At 48.5% G+C, this 17,816-nt stretch carries 19 protein-coding genes; 16 read left to right on the top strand and 3 right to left on the bottom strand.

Annotated elements, in window-relative coordinates:
* Positions 1–2: 2 nt before the first annotated feature.
* The 3 genes from EJ361_RS21225 to EJ361_RS21215 all read right to left on the bottom strand — a co-directional run bounded on the left by EJ361_RS21225 (position 3) and on the right by EJ361_RS21215 (position 3,602).
* Entirely contained in the window at positions 3–275 is a 273-nt protein-coding gene (locus tag EJ361_RS21225; RefSeq protein ID WP_126248071.1) for a hypothetical protein, read from the bottom strand.
* 124 nt (positions 276–399) lie between these two features.
* Complete coding sequence (locus EJ361_RS21220) at positions 400–3,000, bottom strand: class III lanthionine synthetase LanKC N-terminal domain-containing protein (protein WP_126248069.1); 2,601 nt, start codon at positions 2,998–3,000, stop codon at positions 400–402.
* A 14-nt stretch (positions 3,001–3,014) separates the two neighbouring features.
* The gene (locus EJ361_RS21215; protein WP_126248067.1) at positions 3,015–3,602 is read right to left on the bottom strand and encodes a peroxiredoxin family protein; all 588 of its coding nucleotides are present in this window, start codon (positions 3,600–3,602) and stop codon (positions 3,015–3,017) included.
* A 224-nt stretch (positions 3,603–3,826) separates the two neighbouring features.
* On the opposite strand from EJ361_RS21215, the gene EJ361_RS21210 reads away from it, so the two are divergent.
* From EJ361_RS21210 to traM, 16 genes are all read left to right on the top strand, one after another.
* Positions 3,827–4,423, top strand: a complete 597-nt coding sequence (locus EJ361_RS21210) for a hypothetical protein (RefSeq protein WP_126248065.1) — start codon at positions 3,827–3,829, stop codon at positions 4,421–4,423.
* A 134-nt stretch (positions 4,424–4,557) separates the two neighbouring features.
* Positions 4,558–5,790, top strand: a complete 1,233-nt coding sequence (locus tag EJ361_RS21205) for a hypothetical protein (protein WP_126248063.1) — start codon at positions 4,558–4,560, stop codon at positions 5,788–5,790.
* A 457-nt stretch (positions 5,791–6,247) separates the two neighbouring features.
* Entirely contained in the window at positions 6,248–7,087 is an 840-nt protein-coding gene (locus tag EJ361_RS21200; protein WP_126248060.1) for an RteC domain-containing protein, read from the top strand.
* 97 nt (positions 7,088–7,184) lie between these two features.
* Positions 7,185–7,739, top strand: coding sequence for a hypothetical protein (locus EJ361_RS21195; protein ID WP_126248058.1), 555 nt, complete (start codon positions 7,185–7,187; stop codon positions 7,737–7,739).
* Between the two features lie 121 nt (positions 7,740–7,860).
* A complete protein-coding gene (locus EJ361_RS21190) occupies positions 7,861–8,211 on the top strand; it encodes a DUF4134 domain-containing protein (protein WP_317126947.1) in 351 nt (116 codons plus the stop codon).
* Between the two features lie 45 nt (positions 8,212–8,256).
* Positions 8,257–8,577 (top strand): DUF4133 domain-containing protein, encoded by a 321-nt coding sequence (locus EJ361_RS21185; RefSeq protein WP_126248056.1) that lies wholly within the window; start codon positions 8,257–8,259, stop codon positions 8,575–8,577.
* A 6-nt stretch (positions 8,578–8,583) separates the two neighbouring features.
* Positions 8,584–11,136, top strand: coding sequence for a TraG family conjugative transposon ATPase (locus EJ361_RS21180; protein WP_240646699.1), 2,553 nt, complete (start codon positions 8,584–8,586; stop codon positions 11,134–11,136).
* 65 nt (positions 11,137–11,201) lie between these two features.
* Positions 11,202–11,582 carry a hypothetical protein gene (locus tag EJ361_RS21175; protein ID WP_126248054.1) on the top strand — a complete coding sequence of 127 codons (381 nt, stop codon included), beginning with the start codon at positions 11,202–11,204 and terminating at the stop codon, positions 11,580–11,582.
* 46 nt (positions 11,583–11,628) lie between these two features.
* Positions 11,629–12,306 carry a conjugal transfer protein TraI gene (locus EJ361_RS21170; protein WP_126248052.1) on the top strand — a complete coding sequence of 226 codons (678 nt, stop codon included), beginning with the start codon at positions 11,629–11,631 and terminating at the stop codon, positions 12,304–12,306.
* Positions 12,307–12,315: 9 nt separating this feature from the next.
* Positions 12,316–12,735, top strand: coding sequence for a hypothetical protein (locus EJ361_RS21165; protein ID WP_126248050.1), 420 nt, complete (start codon positions 12,316–12,318; stop codon positions 12,733–12,735).
* Between the two features lie 69 nt (positions 12,736–12,804).
* A complete protein-coding gene (locus tag EJ361_RS21160) occupies positions 12,805–13,458 on the top strand; it encodes a hypothetical protein (protein WP_126248047.1) in 654 nt (217 codons plus the stop codon).
* Positions 13,459–13,477: 19 nt separating this feature from the next.
* Complete coding sequence (locus EJ361_RS21155) at positions 13,478–14,116, top strand: TerB family tellurite resistance protein (RefSeq protein WP_205687073.1); 639 nt, start codon at positions 13,478–13,480, stop codon at positions 14,114–14,116.
* 38 nt (positions 14,117–14,154) lie between these two features.
* Positions 14,155–15,312, top strand: coding sequence for a conjugative transposon protein TraJ (gene traJ, locus EJ361_RS21150; protein WP_126248045.1), 1,158 nt, complete (start codon positions 14,155–14,157; stop codon positions 15,310–15,312).
* Between the two features lie 36 nt (positions 15,313–15,348).
* The gene (gene traK / locus EJ361_RS21145) at positions 15,349–15,963 is read left to right on the top strand and encodes a conjugative transposon protein TraK (protein WP_126248043.1); all 615 of its coding nucleotides are present in this window, start codon (positions 15,349–15,351) and stop codon (positions 15,961–15,963) included.
* A 3-nt stretch (positions 15,964–15,966) separates the two neighbouring features.
* The gene (locus EJ361_RS21140) at positions 15,967–16,470 is read left to right on the top strand and encodes a hypothetical protein (protein WP_126248041.1); all 504 of its coding nucleotides are present in this window, start codon (positions 15,967–15,969) and stop codon (positions 16,468–16,470) included.
* Positions 16,463–17,806, top strand: a complete 1,344-nt coding sequence (gene traM / locus EJ361_RS21135; protein WP_126248039.1) for a conjugative transposon protein TraM — start codon at positions 16,463–16,465, stop codon at positions 17,804–17,806. The genes EJ361_RS21140 and traM overlap by 8 nt, the downstream gene beginning before the upstream one ends.
* Positions 17,807–17,816 lie beyond the last annotated feature (10 nt).

Raw genomic sequence — 17,816 nt, 5'->3', positions numbered from 1 at the left:
TCTTAGTTGGGGAAATAAACTGCATGTGTACATGCGTTATCTTCGAACAGGTCAAATGCAGTACCTCCATTGCTTACGATTTGAGCTTGCTGGCCTGTACCACTTGTGATAAGTTGGCTGGAAATAACATTGGCAGCGTTTACAAGCCTAGTGCACACAGACGCAGATTTTTTTACATATAGGTCAGTTGCAGTAGCGTAGATAGATGCGCGACCACCAGCAAAAGCGATACCAGCAACGGCAAGAGCGCCAAAGGCGATGAAATACTTTTTCATAGTTGAAAGTTTTTAAAAAAAAAAAGAAATATTGCCTACTCTGATGGGTTTTCGGCTTCCCCCTCCATATTAAAGCAGATATGGGCTGCGTTTTATTCAACTGTAGCTACGAGATGAATTCGTTCTATACTTGTAGGTAGTTTTTGTATCTAATTAGCGAATACAAAACTCCAGTTTGTCCACCAAGCAAACTCACGTTCGGAGAAACTTGAAAGTCTGGTTGCCATAAAAGGTAGTCTTCATTGCTAATTGCAAGCATGACTATTAAATCGGCAATCTTTTGCATCTTGTTCTTGACAAGATCGTCACCGGTCGCCTTGTGGATACCAATCAGCACTCCAAGAAGCATAGGTAATCCCCCATTTATTGTCATGTTTGACAGAATAATTGAGTCTGGCAAATTGAGCGTATGCTCAATAATGGCTTTTCGCAACTTCTTGTCTCCGGTCCTAATATAACCTGCAGTAAGAGCCAGGAGGGCACCTAGACAGTTATCTAAAAAGAGGGGAAGCCGATTAGATTTGGAAATACCACAAGTAGCTAACTGTACCATATTTCTTTCACATTCCATATCTAATTTGTCCAGGCATTCTTTTATTAGATCTTTCTTATCTGCGGAAAAATCGCATTTTATTAAACTAAAGAGAATTCCTGAGTTTCCATATATGAAGCTTGAAGATGGCTTAGATTGCTTTTGAGTCCCCTCATAAATCCATGAAAGATTTGTATCCATCTCTCGCCAAAGATGTTGTGACACATCCTGAATAAGTTGATCTTTTTCATGCATTGTGAATACACTTTCGCATTGGCTTATTGCTAGGAGTTTTCCCGCCAGGCCTGAGTAGAACGTCGGATTATTACTTGTCGTATTGAGACACTGTCTTATTAGTTTTTTGAATACTTCTGAGTCTGGCACCATCCCTGCCTTGATTCCTTCGTTTAGAGCAATTGCGACTCCATAGCCGTTGTTTAACCCCCCTTCAGCATTTGGTAATGACTGCAGATAATTACCATCAATAAATTGCCAATTTCTTTTATAGACACTCATGAGATTACTAACATTCGTGCCACAATTCTTCGCATAGGAGATCGTGTATAGGATACCTGATATACCTTCAAAGAAAGTTGAACTTGCTTTGAGTACCGCTCCGACACCAGCGGAATTATATTTTGGCGTATGCCATAGGTCGTTCCTAGAAAATGGCTTGTACTTTAATAGAGCATTTAAACTCAAGTCAATTGTTCTATTAATTTGCTCATCAAAATTAACCTTCGTTCTCGTCACTTGATAACTAGCAGCAGCAGCAGCAACAGGAGCATTGGAGAGTGCGGCAACAAAATCGCTTGCCTTAGGCCGGCGACGCTCATCCGGATGAACGCTTTCGTAGATCATCTTAGTGATTATATTATCTCCAATTAGTTCTCTTAATAACTCTAACCGCCTTTCCTTTGATTGACCAGAAAGGACACCTGGAGGCACATTAGTGATCGAAGAAAAAACTGTTGCTCCAAGTCCATAGATATCATCGCTAGATTTTGGAATCCTATTTTCGTCCCGTTGGTTGGTGGGTGCAAACCCTTCGGTGCCAAACTGAAAGGCTGGCAAAGGAAATCCCTGCTGGATATCATATGCCATTTCTATATCTAGTCCCAGGACTTTATTCTTTTCGGTGACAACGAAATTCTCAGGCGTGATATCTCTATGCAAAATCCCTTTTTGGTGCATTTTTTCAATTATCAGGGCAGTTTGCTTGAGAACGTTCAATATTTCTGCCTTGACATCCGGTGACATTGCAATCCACGGAACCGAACTTTTATTCTTTGCTTCTATAAACTCACGCAAGGTGACTGATTCGATAAATTCCATCAAAATGACAATCCTTTCTTCTTCTTCGACGATATCGTAAGCCTTCGGAAATACTTCATCTTCCTCGAACAATCGCAATAGATCGTACTGCCATTTAATCCGATCGCCCATATCCAGGTCCGCTTCGTTGCTCCACATATTTCGAATGCCTTCCTTAATCACACAAACCTTGGGGATCAGGCCATTTTTTAGGTATACCCCCTTGAAAACTCCACCTTTTGGATTTTCCCGTAATGGGCTCATGACTCGGTATTGGTACTGCTTCACCTGTTTCGGTTTCGAGACCTTTTCAAATGGCACATTTAACCAGGGCTGAGGGGTATAGGGGATAGCATATTGATCAGTCTCTGTTTGTCCGTTTGGCGCCATGACAGTGGCGGGCAAATTCGATGGCGGCACGAAAGAACCGAATCTCGTGTAAATATTGGTGCCTACCTCCAAGTCGGTTAGGATCTTAGGCCCTTTATATTTTTGGGTGATTGGTTCCAAATTGACAATCAAGGTTATGGCAGCCGCACTGGAATTAGGATATAGCGTGATGACCTTTCCTAGTTTTTCCAGACCCAGTGCACCATCGAGTATCATCCTTGCTACCATCTTATTCTGAACCACCTTGAAGGGCGTTTTTAACCCGGCCAGGACAGGTAGAATTTCGGCGAGAGCGTGCTCAAGTTGCCAGCGGACAATTGATATATGTATGATCCAGCCCTGCGTTGCCGTGGGAGCTCCATGCTTATAGTAATAATTCTCTACTTCGTACTCTATTCCCGCGGCTTTCAAGACCGGCCCATAGTCCGTTGTTGGATCAATGGCAAGCGTATCCCGCGCCGAATTTTCAGCTCTCGTAGTTGGTGACATAATTTCGTACTTTTTTAAAGGGTAGCTCCGATTAATTGTTTGATTTTGCTAAAATCTGCGACACCTTCGTAGGCCTGCACGAGCCTGTGGTTTTCGTCATAAAGCAGCATGCTGGGAATCGACTTTACTTTAAAGGTGTTTATTAGGGAGTAGGTATGGTCTTTCACTACGGTGATATTGGGAAACGATTCTAGTCTATAGTGTTTGGAGAATTGTTTGAGCTTTTCCGTATTCTCGATGCTCAACATGTAAATCTTTAAGTTGGCGAGCTCATTGTATTTCGTAGTTAGCAGTTCTGTCTCCTTCTGGCAGGTATGACAATCTGGGTCAAAGAACATAACAACCACCGGGAAACCTTTTGACTTTTCCGTGATGTTTATGACAGTTGTGCTATCTAGGGCTAAAGTATTTACTTGAGGGAGTGTTGCAAGCTTCTTTGCTAGTTCTGCTTCTTGTTTTCTGTCTTTGCAGCCGGCAATGCATGCCGACAAGCAAAGTGTTATTAGGATAAGGCGCATCGTTAACAGTTTTTCGTTTGCTTGTGAGGGTAAAGGTAATGTCAGAATATGCTGAGATAGGTAGCCTCCAAAAAAAGTTTTCATTTTTCTGTGTTTTTAAGTACTAACCCTTATGTGTGTTGTTTTTAATTTTTCTATAATCTAGTTTTTATTATTTTCGTTTGCCTGTTGTTGGTAAGGCATTACAGGTATCAATTACACACTCCCCATCCGTTCCCTAACTTCTCTTGGTTAAAGGCTCCGAATTTGTTGCATCACCCCAAAAATTCAACCACGTGTTTCAAACGACGTTGTTAACCGATTTTGCCATGGAGTCAAAGCGCCTAAATTCGCTTTGTCAGCCCCTTAAGCCTGAGGAGTACTACGATTACCCTTCCGGAATTGGCACTGACAACCCTTATCAAAAATGGAAAGTGTCTCTTTTTCAAATAGAAAGAGATGAATGGATAATTCTTGAATGGGAAGGCCACAACAGTGGCGGATCCGACGAGCTCAGGGAAGAGTACCTCGCGCTCGTAACGTCCTATCAGGATATAGCTGAGCGAGGAGACATGCAGGCGTTCGTTGTCTGGAAAGGCGCTGTAGCCATCTGCCAGATAGATGTCGTGAAAGCCTATTCGCCCCTGGCGCAAGTTACGGTCCCTTTTCCAGGCGCTCATTTACTGTATATCAAGTATTCGCACAGTGGTTCTCTTATAGACCTTTCCGATGGCTTAAAAAACGCAGCTGAGGCTTTCCTTGGATTTGAGGAGGTCAGCTCTCTTTACGCGGTATTAGGTAATGAGGAAGAAGTGCTCAAGGGAGCCCTTGCCGCCGCCGGCTTCCGTAACGCGTCAGTCGGCAGCAGTGACGGAAGGTGTCTAATGGCACTCGGAAGGGGTGTTTCTAAGATGACATCTCATTAACTTGGTTAAACTCTGATTCTTAGTACCGATGTAAACTACGACAGTACTGCATTACTGTCGCCCGATCAATTGCAACGAAGTTGTGGCCGCGGCTTGCCCGCGGTACACGCTTCAACATTAGAAACCTTTTGCCTATGGCTACGAATAATGCGCTTATCCGGCGTCTTGACGAAATCGTCTGCGCCCAACTCGACCCAGAAGGACAGTACCTCACAGAAATGAAAAACGGCTCTGTCGACGAGCTCCTCCAGGAAATCAGGCGACAACTAACCGAGCTCCGGCTCTATCTACTCGATTCCGTTGAAGGCCTTAGCTCATCGGCCACGCTGGACGCCTGGGTTTATCACCATGCCAGCTTCGCCAGTAACTTATGTCAACGCCTTTCCAAGTATTATGACAGATCAGGATATGTGTTTAAAGAGAGCCGTCGCGTGGGTTATCGACAAGTGTTGACCAAAGCTTGCGGTGAAATTGATACTTTCCTACGGTTTTTGCAGGAGCAATATGGAAAATACTTTGATTTTGATCTCTTGGCTCCATTTGTCCGTGTCGACCAGGCCGTCAGTAATTTCAAAAAACGAATGGATGGCCTCGAAAAACTTTATGAGCTGGAGGGGACCGATCCGCGTGTGATCGATTTCGCGCTCACGCCCATTCGGGCAATGGTGAAGAATGGTGGTAGTGTTTCCTACCGAAAACTGAGATATTTCGATAAAATACTATCAAAACTGGAGGTCATACTGGAAGGAAAGCCGGATGAGCCAAACCGGGCGATGCACGAAGCGCTGCTGGGAATCAATTTTAATCAACCCCAATACATCCATTACTGCATCCGCCGGCTCCAGGAAAAATTGACGGAGCAGTGGGATAAAAAGCTCGATACCCCCAAAAGCGATAAGGACTTTTATCTTTTTCAATTACAAACCTTCAATTGGTATATCAAGGCCCAGAATCAGGTGGCTGTAGAAGATGGGGTGGGGCTTGAGCGAAATATAGAGACCGCCGTAGACCAGCTCAACAACTACCTAACCAACGAAATCGCCTATCTGCAGACCATGATCAAGTTGGAGAATGGTGTGCTGGATGGTCTGCCCGTTGCCCCAAAACTGAAAAAAATCAGGCTGAACGCATCCACAAAGGAGGCGGCGGTATGGCTACGAAGCGGAATGGACTCCGATTACTTCAAATTTGAGAACAACGAAGATGCCATCACTATGTTCTGCGCCCATTTTAGTACCGTTGGGACTGAAGACGTCAGTTCCAAGAGTTTTCGACCCCATTTTTACAATCCTGGCCAGGCACCCGTGGGAAAGACGATTGACTCCCTTGACAAACAAAAGGGTAGTGTGCGGGGCCTTCTAAAGTAGGTTCTATTTAGGACTTTTTCATAAAATATGAATGTAAGGGCGCCCGTGTCTACCGGCGCCTATCTTGTTTTCGTGATGTTCCAGTACGATCGATTGTAATTTTAGTAGATCCGTCAGATTAAAGTATTATTTAACAACCGAGCGCCGGTTAGGAAATTCTTCGTCCTAGCCGGCGCTTTTTTTTCCTTTCGACTCTTTATTGTCGCCGAAACGGTAAATTCACGCCGGCCCAATCTACAAATTGGATTATCGTCCCTCAGTCTTTCTTTTTTAATCAGCTGCATTTTTTTGTTCTGCAAAAAGTTGGTTTATAGCGTTTTGATCCTTTCATGAAAGGGGGCTAGTAGCCTACCCCTATTGGTAATCCCCTGGCATTTACGAAACCTTTGCCCGCATATCCGGCCCATTGAATGAACTACCGCCCCCAATTAGTTCACAACTTTAAAACCACACTACGATGGAGTTGAATCGTCCCCAGTCCATCCTGGCCGCCATGGACCAGGAATTGGACAAGTTCTCCATGCCCGCTCCTGGAGAGCTGGGCACCTATGCTACCTGTCTTGACATCGTTTGCAAACACCTTCGTGAATTACATGCCTGGGCTCGTGCCAGTTCCTTTCCAGATGAGGCCTCCGAGATCAACTATTTCAAAAACGAACAAGCCCAATTGGAGGGGCGGCTTTTCTTTTATGGGCAAGTGTTCACCCTGGAGCAACATCTGCCCACCCGGTCGGTCGACGAGAAGATTGCCTACTATCAACAGGCTTATAGCCGCATCGACCACGCTTACCAGGAAATGGGGGAATTCTATCGTTATCATCTTTTGGGCGGCACCTACCTGGACGGGCTCTACTTCCGTCGCTGGGAACAGCACCAGCCACCCAATGTGGCGGACATCCTGCTCACGGATCCCCAGTTGCGAGCCCCTAGGAGCTATGATCAAGCCAGGCTTGTTGGGTTTAAGCTGCTGGAAGATCATTTAGACAAACGTGTATGGTCCTTTCAACAACCGAAGACCGATAAAGGCGGCTTGTCGCCGCTGAAGTGGCAATTGTCCCAATCTGCCGCCACGGAGTTGATATACGTCCTGTTCGAAATAAAAGCATTTGGCAGTGAAGTCCGTGACGTCAAGCACATCAGCGACTATTTTCAGCTTGTTTTCCATTTCCATATTTCCAACCTCTATGGCGGCCATGAGGATAACCGTATGCGGAAAAAGGGTAGGACGCCGTTTTTGTCCTCCCTGCCAACCGCGCTGGAGCGCAGGTACGATCGGGATGATTTAAACGCTTTATAGAAAAATAACTCCGAGATAGGAGGATCGAGGATAAAACGGATGCCAGTTGGGCCACTTTTGTGATGTCACAAACAAACAACACCCAAAACAAACGATCATGTTATCTCAGTTTAGTTGGTTTGAATTTTCTCTTTTTGTTGGCGGCTGCAGCCTGGTGTGGATACTCTATGTGCTACGCCATCACATCCTGGGACGCAGGCCTATGCCGCCCAAAGTTGAGGCGGATGAATCTCCGCCTGCCAGGCGCATCTGGAGTGTCCGGGAAGAACAACCGGCCTCCGGTGAGCACCTGGCTGCAACACCCGATCCGAACCACCTTCCGTATATGCCCCTGGACAATGAAGCCGAGGAAGACATCTTTCCAGACTTCGAGGATAATACGGAGGAAGACGATGGGCAGTACCTGGCGCTTGAAAATATGGCGATGGAAATGAGCGAACTGACCGCAGGACTTGGCATAGCAATTACAGAAGATACTCTCCTTACGACTTTACGACAGGCACTCCAAAAATATCCCACACTAAGCAATCCTCATCATCGACAGGCAATCGACAAGCTCATCATCCGATGCGCCCGGCAGGACTGTGGCATTACACTTAGTCCCGCCCAAGTCGCAAACCTATGGCCCACATCAGGGCAAGACCAAGCCTAAACAATATTCATTCACATAAGTGTATGGGCCCGGCTCGCAGTGCTTTCCGGTATCACGCTTGACAAACTCTGCATGCAAGCGGCGGCCGGTGCTCATACCACTATTGCTATAACTCACTACTATGTTACCTAATAGTGGCAAGCCCTCTATGTGCCCCAAAGTGCGGCTATATATTACAGTTATTGTATATCTGGCTTTTTCAAGCTTTCTCTTTTCCGCCAACGCGGTACTCGCCCAAAGTGGGGATGCCGGCCTCCAAAACGCCATCGACGAAGTCAGTTCCTATTTCAAGCTTGGGGTCGACCTGATGTATGCCATCGGCTCGGTCGTTGGCCTGGTTGGAGCCGTAAAGGTGTACAATAAGTGGAACAGTGGAGACCAGGATACCAGCAAAGTGGCCGCCAGCTGGTTTGGCTCCTGCATTTTTCTGATCGTAGTCGCCGCCATCCTCGAAGGCTTCTTTATCGGATAAGCGCGCCCGTAATCTAATTATCTATCAACAAAAAGCTTTATAAAAATGAGTATCGTTTACGAGATCAATCGGGGTATCAATAAGCCCATTGAATTCAAAGGCTTGAAAGCACAATACATATGGTATCTCGGTGCCGGACTTGGCCTCCTTTTGATCTTGTTTTCGATTAGCTATTTGGCGGGGGTGAACCTTTACCTGCTCATAGGGGTCATCGGAGTACTAGGGTGTGGGCTGTTCTCCCAGGTGTACCGTCTGTCGCGCACGTATGGCGTGCACGGGCTGATGAAGCTCGCTGCATCCAAACGGGTTCCCTCCGCCATTTCTTCAAGTAGCAGGCTCCTTTTTATAAGGCTTCGCAAATCGTAAACGATCATGGCATTTCTCATTGTCGTAGCCATACTGGTGATTGCCGCACTGATGCTGCATCTGCGTGAAGCCAGGCATAACACCAAAAATCTTGCTGATCTGCTACCCATTTACAAGGTGGAGCAGGATATGCTGGTCAGCAAACAGGGGGACCTGACGGCCGTTTTCAAGGTAGAGCTACCCGAGCTCTTCACCCTGTCCTCGGACGAATACGAAGGCCTTCACCATACCTGGGTAAGAGCCATCAAAATATTGCCGGCCGGCACCATCCTGCACAAGCAGGATTGGTTTGTCGAGGCAAAATTCATGAGCAAATTCGAAAACGGGCAGGAAAAAACTTTTGTTCAGCATGAGAGTGACCGTTTCTTTCATGAGCGTCCTGTGTTAGACCATGACTGCTATGTCATGATCACCCGCAAGGCCACCGGTCGGAAGATCTCCACCTCGTTGTTTTCCAATCTGCTTAGACCAAGCCTTATCCCCCAAGAAATGCTCTCCGGGCAAGCGTTCAATGATTTTCAGGATCGACTCGGGCAGTTTGCAAGGCTGCTCAGCGACGGAGGGTGGATTAAAGTGGAACGCCTAACGGGCGAGCAACTCGCAGGTACCGACGAGGAGGTCGGACTTCTTGAGCGGTACCTGTTTTTACACCATCACCAGGAAAAGCCACTTGTCCAGGACATCCGGTTCAAGCCTGATTTCATGATAGGGGAAAAGCACGTCCAGGTATTTGCCATGGCAGATGTGGAAGACCTTCCCAGTGTCGTCGGTAGTCGCATTACCTACGATAAGTACTCGACCGACAAAACAAAATATTCCATTGGCTTTGCCGCTCCGTTGGGACAAGTCCTTTCCTGCAATCATATCTACAATCAGGTCATCGTTGTAGAGGACACCCAAAAGGTGCTCAAGAAGCTGGAATCCAAAAGGCTTCGCCTGCAGTCGCTTAGCGCTTACTCCCGGGAAAACTCGATCAGCCGCGATGCCGTCAACGCCTTTTTGAACGAGGCCATTAGCCAGGGCCGCCAGCCAGTCAAGGCACATTTCAACCTCATGATCTGGACCGAAAAGGCCTCCGAGCTCAAAGAACTGCGCAACCAGGCTGCTGCCGCGCTCGCTCAGCTCGATGCCAATCCCCGCCAGGAGATCACGGGCGCCCCGCAAATCTTTTGGGGGTGTATGCCCGGCAACGAGGCGGATCTGCCTGACAACGAGCAGTTGGATACCTTCGCAGAACAGGCCGCTTGTTTTTTTACCATGGAGTCGACTTACCGGGATTCCGTAAGTGATTTCGGGCTCAGGGTGGTCGACAGGAGCGGAAGGCCCATCTGGCTGGATATATCGGATGAGCCTATGCGCAAAGGGACCGTCAGTAACCGGAATAAGGCGGTATTTGGAGGGTCGGGGAGTGGTAAGTCGCTACTAATGAATCATTTGCATCGTAGTTATTATGAGCAGGGCGCCCATATCGTTATCGTCGATGTTGGCCATAGCTACAAGGGGCTCTGCGACCTGGTGGGCGGGTACTACTTTACCTACTCGGAGCAGGATCCCATCAAATTCAACCCCTTTTTCGTAGACAGCAGCGACGTCATGGACACCGAGTTTAAAGAAAGTCTTAAAACACTCATCCTTGCCCTTTGGAAAAAAGACGACGAGACATTCCGGCGCTCCGAATATGTGGCCATTTCCAATGCGCTTCATTATTACTACGAGTATCTGGACGCTCATCCGGATATTTTCCCCTGCTTCGACTCGTTCTATGAATGGGTAAAGACAGAATATGTCGCCATCCTTACCCGTCAGGATGTCAAGGAGAAGGACTTCGACGTCGCCAACTTCCTGTATGTCTTAAGGCCATTCTACGCCGATGGGGAATTCGGCTACCTGCTGAATGCAAAAGAGAAGCTTGACCTTTTGCACCAACGGTTTATAGTATATGAGCTGGACAATATTAAGGACCATGCTATCCTCTTTTCAGTTACAACCTTGATGATTATGTCCAACTTCATTTCGAAGATGAGAAAACTCAAAGGCATCCGAAAGGTGATTACCATCGAAGAAGCCTGGAAGGCTATTGCAAAAGCGGGTATGGCCGAGTTCATGAAATATCTCTATAAAACGATTCGCAAGTTTTTTGGTGAGGCCATCGTGGTATCCCAGGAAATTGATGACGTGATTTCCAGCCCTATCATCAAAGAGGCAATCCTGAACAACGCCGATTGTAAAATATTGCTGGATATGCGCAAGTTCGCCAACCGTTTTGACCAGATTCAGGCCACTTTAGGAATGCAGGATAAAGGGAAGATGATGGTTCTTAGTCTCAACAAGGCGAACGATCCCAGGCGCAGATACCGGGAGTTTTACGTCGATCTCAGCGGACAAGTTATGAAAGTGTACGGCTTTGAGCCTTCACCGGCGGAATATTATGCCTATACGACAGAGGAAAGAGAAAAAGTCATGGTACAGCAATACGCCAGCCGTTATGGCGGCGACCTGAAAATGGGGATTCGTGCTTTATTATCCGATTTGAAGGAAAAAGAGCAAAAGTCTGCTTAGAGATCCGGAAACTAGAAATTTGGATAGGTCTTTGCTGCATTTTTAACACTAAAACCTTCACACATATGCGTAACCTCATAATGGTATTTTTACTGTTAGTTGTGGGCGTTTGCGTCCTGCTGATTTACCGGTTCCTACGGCCAGCAGCAGAAGAAATTGCCGGCACCTATGTTCGGGCTAACACCTCCGATATTGTCAGCGTTGCCGATACCATCGTGTTGAGTCGCATCGACGGTTCGGAAATGGGTTCGTACCGCTACGAGCGCCGGGTCGGGATCGAGTACGTTCAAAAGGACAAACCTAATTCCTATAAAGTCACCAGTGGCGTCGGCGTATATGATAAGGATCGAGGCGCCATATTAGTCGACGAGACGGAAAAAGTCTTCTACATTGACCCCGCAAAGGGCACACTCCACAGTGGGGGAAATATCTACAACCGGAAGTAGCAATAGAGCACATGCAGAGGCAATTCAATAGCAAAATGCCTCGACCATGAATAAGTTGATTTTGACTATCGCCTTGACGATAGGTTTGGTGATGGTCACGCCGCGTCCGGCTCATGCCGAACCGATAAGCCAGGTCATTACCGCGGTGATAAAGAAAGTGCTCAAAGCGATGGACCTCGCAGTGCAGCGTTTGCAAAATGCTACCATCAAACTGCAGAACGTCCAAAAAGCGCTGGAGAACCTGATGGCAAAGCTCAAGCTGGACGAAATCTTCCAGTGGACGGAGAAACAACGCAAGCTATTCTCCTCCTATTATGATGAGCTCTGGAAGGTGAAGAACGCCATAGCGACCTATAAGAGGACCAAGGCAATCGTTGAGAACCAGCTCCAGGTCCTTCAGGAATACAAGAGAGCCGTCAAGCTGTTTTCCGGAGACAAGCACTTCAAGCCCGAGCAGATCGAGGGCATGATGAAAGTGTACCTGGGCATTTTGAACGAAAGTATCCGAAATATAGACCAGATTACCAGCGTGATCAACTCCTTTTCCACCCAAATGGGGGATGCGCGCCGCCTGGAGATCATCGCCGAGACCGACGCCCGTGTACAAAAGAACCTCAATGATATCCGGTCCTTCACCAACCAGAATGTGTTGGCCCGCATCCAAAAAGCAAGGGACAAGTCTGAACTGGCTACGCTACGCGCTTATTATGGTATTAACCAATAGCCCGCACACATGGATCAGTACACAGAGCATTGTACCCAGTTTACGGACTTAATGGAGGCAAAAGGATACCGCGGGCGGTTTCTGGCGGACATGAAAGCTGGCGCACGCGGTCGAGCGGTCTTTTTAGATCAATTATTACTCGCCTTAGCTGCCGATTTTCGACATCCGAAGTACGCAGATCTGGCCCTATCCATTATCACCCACACACCCTACGACGACATAAAGGTTACGTTCAAGGTTTCCTACGATCGCATCAAAGGTTTCCAGGTTCGTGAGCAGCACATCTCCCACAATGCGCCACGGCCCGACATCATCCGCCTCCACTCTAACCATGAGATACTGGCATCACAAACCGTGATTATCCGGTATTACCAGCCCAAACGGCCATGGGAAGATATGCTACGAGGAAGATTATTTCGGCGCCGGTAGCCTGCGCAGGCTTTCCACAGCCCGGACGTGTTGAAAAATCATTTTTCAAACACGTTAAAGCTTTTTATCATGAAAAAGCGGCTATGGGGTGCCGTCATATTTTTGACAGTCTCCCTCTCATGCAGCGCCCAGGTTAGCTTTACCTGGAACGAATTCTTCAAGCAGAAAAAGACTGAAATCAAGTATCTCGGCCAGCAGATTGCCGAGCTCCAGGTCTATCTCGGATTCGTCAAAGAGGGCTATAAGCTCGTGAGCCAGGGAAACAAGCTCATCCAACAGGCCAAAAATGGTGAGCTCAACCTTCATGACGTCTTTTACCTGTCCCTTAAGCTGGTCAACCGCCAGATCAAAAACTACCCCGCTGTCCGCAAGATCATCGACCACCACACCTATATCGCCAGGACCTCGGCAGATTTGCTCAAACGTACAAACCAACACCCACTACTCTCGGACGACGATAAGCGGTATGTCGAAGAAACGCTCCAAAAGCTTCGTTCGGACATGACGGCAAGCCTGGATGAGCTCATGACCGTTCTCAGGGACGGTGACCTGGAGCTCTCCGACGACGAGCGGATCCGAAAAATCGATGCACTGGAGTCCTACGCCAGCAAACGGGTCCTTTTTATCAAATCCTACTATGCCCATGTCATGGGCAAAGCTGCCGCCATGCAGGGCGAGCAAGCCGAAAGCGCTGTGCTGCGCAGCTATCACGAAATCAAATAACCGCTCCAATTCTTTTTTTATGAGACACCTGTTCTCAGCAATGCTCATTGCCCATGTTGCCTCCCTGTCAGTTCCATTGCCTACCAGGGCACAGGAACATGAAACCGCCGTACTCATCCTCAATATCCAAAAGCTCAATCAGCTGCGGGAAATCCTGCAGCGGATGTATGACGGCTATAAAATCGTCTCCGACGGCTATACCAAGATCAAAATCGTCACCAGCGGCAATTTCGAGCTCCATGACCTCTTTCTTGATGCGCTCACCCTGGTCAGTCCCACAGTAAAGAAATACCGACGCGTGGTCCAAATCATAGACTACCAGCAACGCATCATCAAGGAATACAAAGCTGCCTACCGGCGCTTTCAACGATCGGGCGCTTTCAAACCTGAACAACTCGTATACCTGGCCGAAGTGTATGGGAGGCTGCTGGATGACGGCCTTAAAAGCCTGGACGAGCTGCTCATGATCGTTACTGCCCGGACACTTCGCATGAGTGATGATGAGCGCATCCATGCCATCGACCGCGTATTTGCAGGCGTGGAAAAGCAGCTCATGTTTCTTCGCCGGTTCAACAACCAACAAACGATGCTGGCCATTGAACGGATGCGAGACCAATCTGAGCTCAAGACGCTCAAGAACCTCCACGACATCGAATAGCTGCTCCATGTATTTAAAACTTTCAATGCTTATCCTTTATGTCTCCTAAAACGCTCCTCATAGCCTGCCTGCTCTTGTTAGCACCACATTTTCTATTTGCGCAGGGGTTGCCGGAAGATATCCGTGGCCTACACTCCATCCTGGATGACTTATTCCAGGAAATGCTCGTCTTCAGTAGCGATGTGCTGCGTGCCTGCAAGGTGATCGCTGGTTTTGCGGCGGTCTTTTACATCGGCTACCGTGTGTGGAAACACATTGCTAACGCGGAGGCCATAGACTTCTTCCCCTTGCTCAGACCTTTCGTGCTGACGTGGTGCATAATTTTCTTTAACCAGGTTATTTGGCTGATGGAAGGGGTGCTAGCCCCAACCAAAGCAGCCACCCAGGAGCTCGTGGACGAAACCAATGCATCCGTAGAGCGACTAATCGCCAAGCGCCAGCAGGAAATGGAAAACTCCATGTCCTATAAAATGTATGGCGTCAATGATGGAGAAGGGGACCGCGATGTCTGGATGCAATACACGCATCCCGATGAAATTGACGACGAGGGGCTATTCGGCGGCATTGGCAATGACATTGAATTTGCCATGAGCAAATCCTATTACAGCCTCAAAAACTGGTTTAAAGATATCTTGAGCTTTTTACTACAGCTGCTCTACGAGACTGCCGCTTTATGCATCAATACCCTGCGGACGTTCAATCTCCTTATCTGTGCTATGCTGGGGCCGTTTGTTTTTGCCCTCTCTGTTTTCGACGGATTCCATCATAGCCTGACGGTTTGGCTAGCCCGCTACGTCAACTTTTATCTCTGGCTGCCGGTGGCCAATATTCTCGGCGCCATGCTCGGAAGGATCCAGGAAAAAATGATTGAAATCGACATCGGGCAGGTGCAAGAGTACGGTGATACCTTTTTTACTACCAGCGACGTGGGTTACCTGGTCTTCATGCTCATCGGCATTGTCGCTTATTTCACCGTTCCGTCAATGGCCAACCTCATAGTAAACGCTGGAGGCGGATCGCTGATCACTAGTAAAATCACCAATTTATCATTTGGCAGCGCCAACTCCTTTGGCAGCTCGGCTGCTATGGCCACCGGCATGGCCGCGGATGCTTTTGGTGACCAAAATCTTCAGATGCGCGGCGGCTATGGCCCCAGTTCATCGGCATCAGGCTATTTCCGTGACAAGCTCCAATAATCAATTCAACACGGCAACATACCCAACAATTTAGCGATGCAACATCTCAGAAATATCGATTCTGCTTTCAAACAAACGCGCTTGTTTATGATAGTGGTCATCATCAGCTATACGGCGCTGATGGGCTACGGCGTGGCCCGATATGCCCAAATGGCCAATCAGATGTCCGAGAAGCTGTACGTCATTGCCGACGGCAAAGTGCTGGTAGCCACCAGCAGTACGCGCCAGGAAAACATACCCGTGGAAGCACGGGATCATGTAAAGACTTTCCACTCGCTATTTTTCACACTCTCTCCCGACGATAAGGCCATTGAAACTAATATCCGACAAGCGCTCTACCTGGCCGACAGGAGCGCCAAGGCCCAGTACGATGACCTGAAGGAAAAATCTTACTACGCCGGTATCATCCGTGGCAATATCAGCCAACAGATTACCTGCGACTCCATTTCCTTCTCCATGGCGCATTACCCGTATTACTGGCGCTACTATGGCAAGCAGCAAATTGTCCGGTCAACGGCGATCCTTACACGCAGCGTCGTTACCGAGGGCTACCTACGTACCGTGGAACGTACCGACAACAATCCGCACGGGTTTTTGATCGAGAAATGGCTGACGCTGGAAAACAAGGACCTCCACCTCGAAAACCGTTAAGCTATGTGGAAGAGACTAAAAGCCAAAAACAAGCCCGGCCTGCTAGGACCATTTGTACAGAAAATCTCAGGTAGGGTGACTGGTGCGCAGCACCGACTGGCAGATCGACTCAACCAGCGTACAGCGAATTGGAGCAGACGTGATAAAATTTGTTTTTTAATCCTGTTCACAGCCGCTATGACTACGCTGCTAGCCACCGGCGCATTTGACAACAGCCGCCTGGTGAAGTCCACAGCCCAAAAGGCGAGAATCGCTCCAATTCCATCCTACTGGATAACGCCAAAGGCCCGTGCCGGATATAATGAGCGCGACAGCATCGCATTTAAAGAGCTGCGACACCGGCTGGATAGCCTGCTGTCCACGCCGGCGGGAAGAGATGAAATCATGGAATTGGAACGCAACCGACCCGGCCTGCTCGACTCTATTCTGCGCGTAGAGCGCGCCATCTTTCCTACGCTGGACCCCATCATCATTCCTCCATTCATTAAAAGTCAATCAAATGAGTAACCAAACCAATCGTCCCGGCCAGACCAAAGTACTGCTGGCAGCGCCGCTGGTCATCATTCCTTTTGCCGCCATGCTCTTCTATGCCCTTGGCGGTGGATCGGCGCCTGCCGACGCAAAAGCTGTTGCGGAGGCCAAAGGACTCAATACCTTTTTGCCCAGTCCCCAGCTCAAGGACAAAACTGAAGACAAGCTCACGCTCTACCAGGCCGACGATAAGGACTCGGCCAGCCGCCGCAAGGAGCGGCATTCATCAATGAACCTTTTTGAGCAGGCCGAACAGGATTTGGAAACGGATCAAACGGCATCGGAAGGGTTAGCTGATATAGACGATCAGGGTCGGGTGCTTTCACCTTTTTCCGGCAGCCGCGCAAGGGTGGGCAGAAGTTTTTCCGGCCAGGGCAGGGCTAAGAAAGCGGACCCCGCCGATGAGCTTGAACGTAAGCTCGCTGCCCTCCAAAAAGCGATTAATGAGCCTGAAAAAGAGCCGGAGCCATCTGTAGATCTTACCAGCCAGAGCAGTCCTGACGAATCTGTCATCAAGCAATTGGAGACCACCATGGCAGCCTTGCAGCAGGACACAGGCCCTACACAGGGAGACCCGGAGCTCTCGATGATGAATGGCATGCTGGACAAGGTCCTCGACATCCAGCACCCAAACCGGGTCAAAGAGCGCATGGATAAACAGCAACCCCACCAGGACAAGGGACTCCATGTAGCACCGCTCAGAGATCGCAGCCTGATTGACCCTATGCTCGGGGAAAGGCAAGCAGCAATCGGTGCAAGGACAGCGCTACCCGTACGTGTCTCTCCACCACAAACTGAGGGTTTCTTTGAGCTTTCCGCCGAAACGGCCGTGGCAGATGCTAACCTGGAGCCTTCCATCGCAGCCGTTGTGCATGAGAATCAAACACTGGTCAGCGGATCTACGCTCAAAGTCCGGATCGCCCAGGACGTCTTTATCCAGGGACAACGCATATCGGCGGGCACTTTCCTTTATGGCAAATGCACGCTTAATGGAGAACGATTGCTTTGCACTTTTACAACGCTACGTCACGGACAAGTGCTCTATCCGGTTAGCCTGGTTGCCTACGGCCTTGACGGCCTGCCTGGGATTCGGATTCCCGGCAGTATTACCCGAGATGCAGCCAAACAAGGAACCAACGAGGCCATCCAGGCTATCTCCATGAGCAGCCTTGATCCATCCCTGGGCGCCCAAGCCACGGCCGCCGGCATCGAAGCTGCCAAGAACCTCCTCACAAAAAAGGTCAAGCTCATTCGGGTAACCATCAAAAGTGATTATCCACTGCTGTTACGTGACGGAAACTCTATCAAATAAAAATCAAAAA

Source organism: Chitinophaga rhizosphaerae, assembly GCF_003958645.1.
Lineage (GTDB): Bacteria > Bacteroidota > Bacteroidia > Chitinophagales > Chitinophagaceae > Chitinophaga > Chitinophaga rhizosphaerae.
Note: the sequence above shows the minus strand (reverse complement) of the source record. Positions and strands in the feature narration are given on the sequence as shown.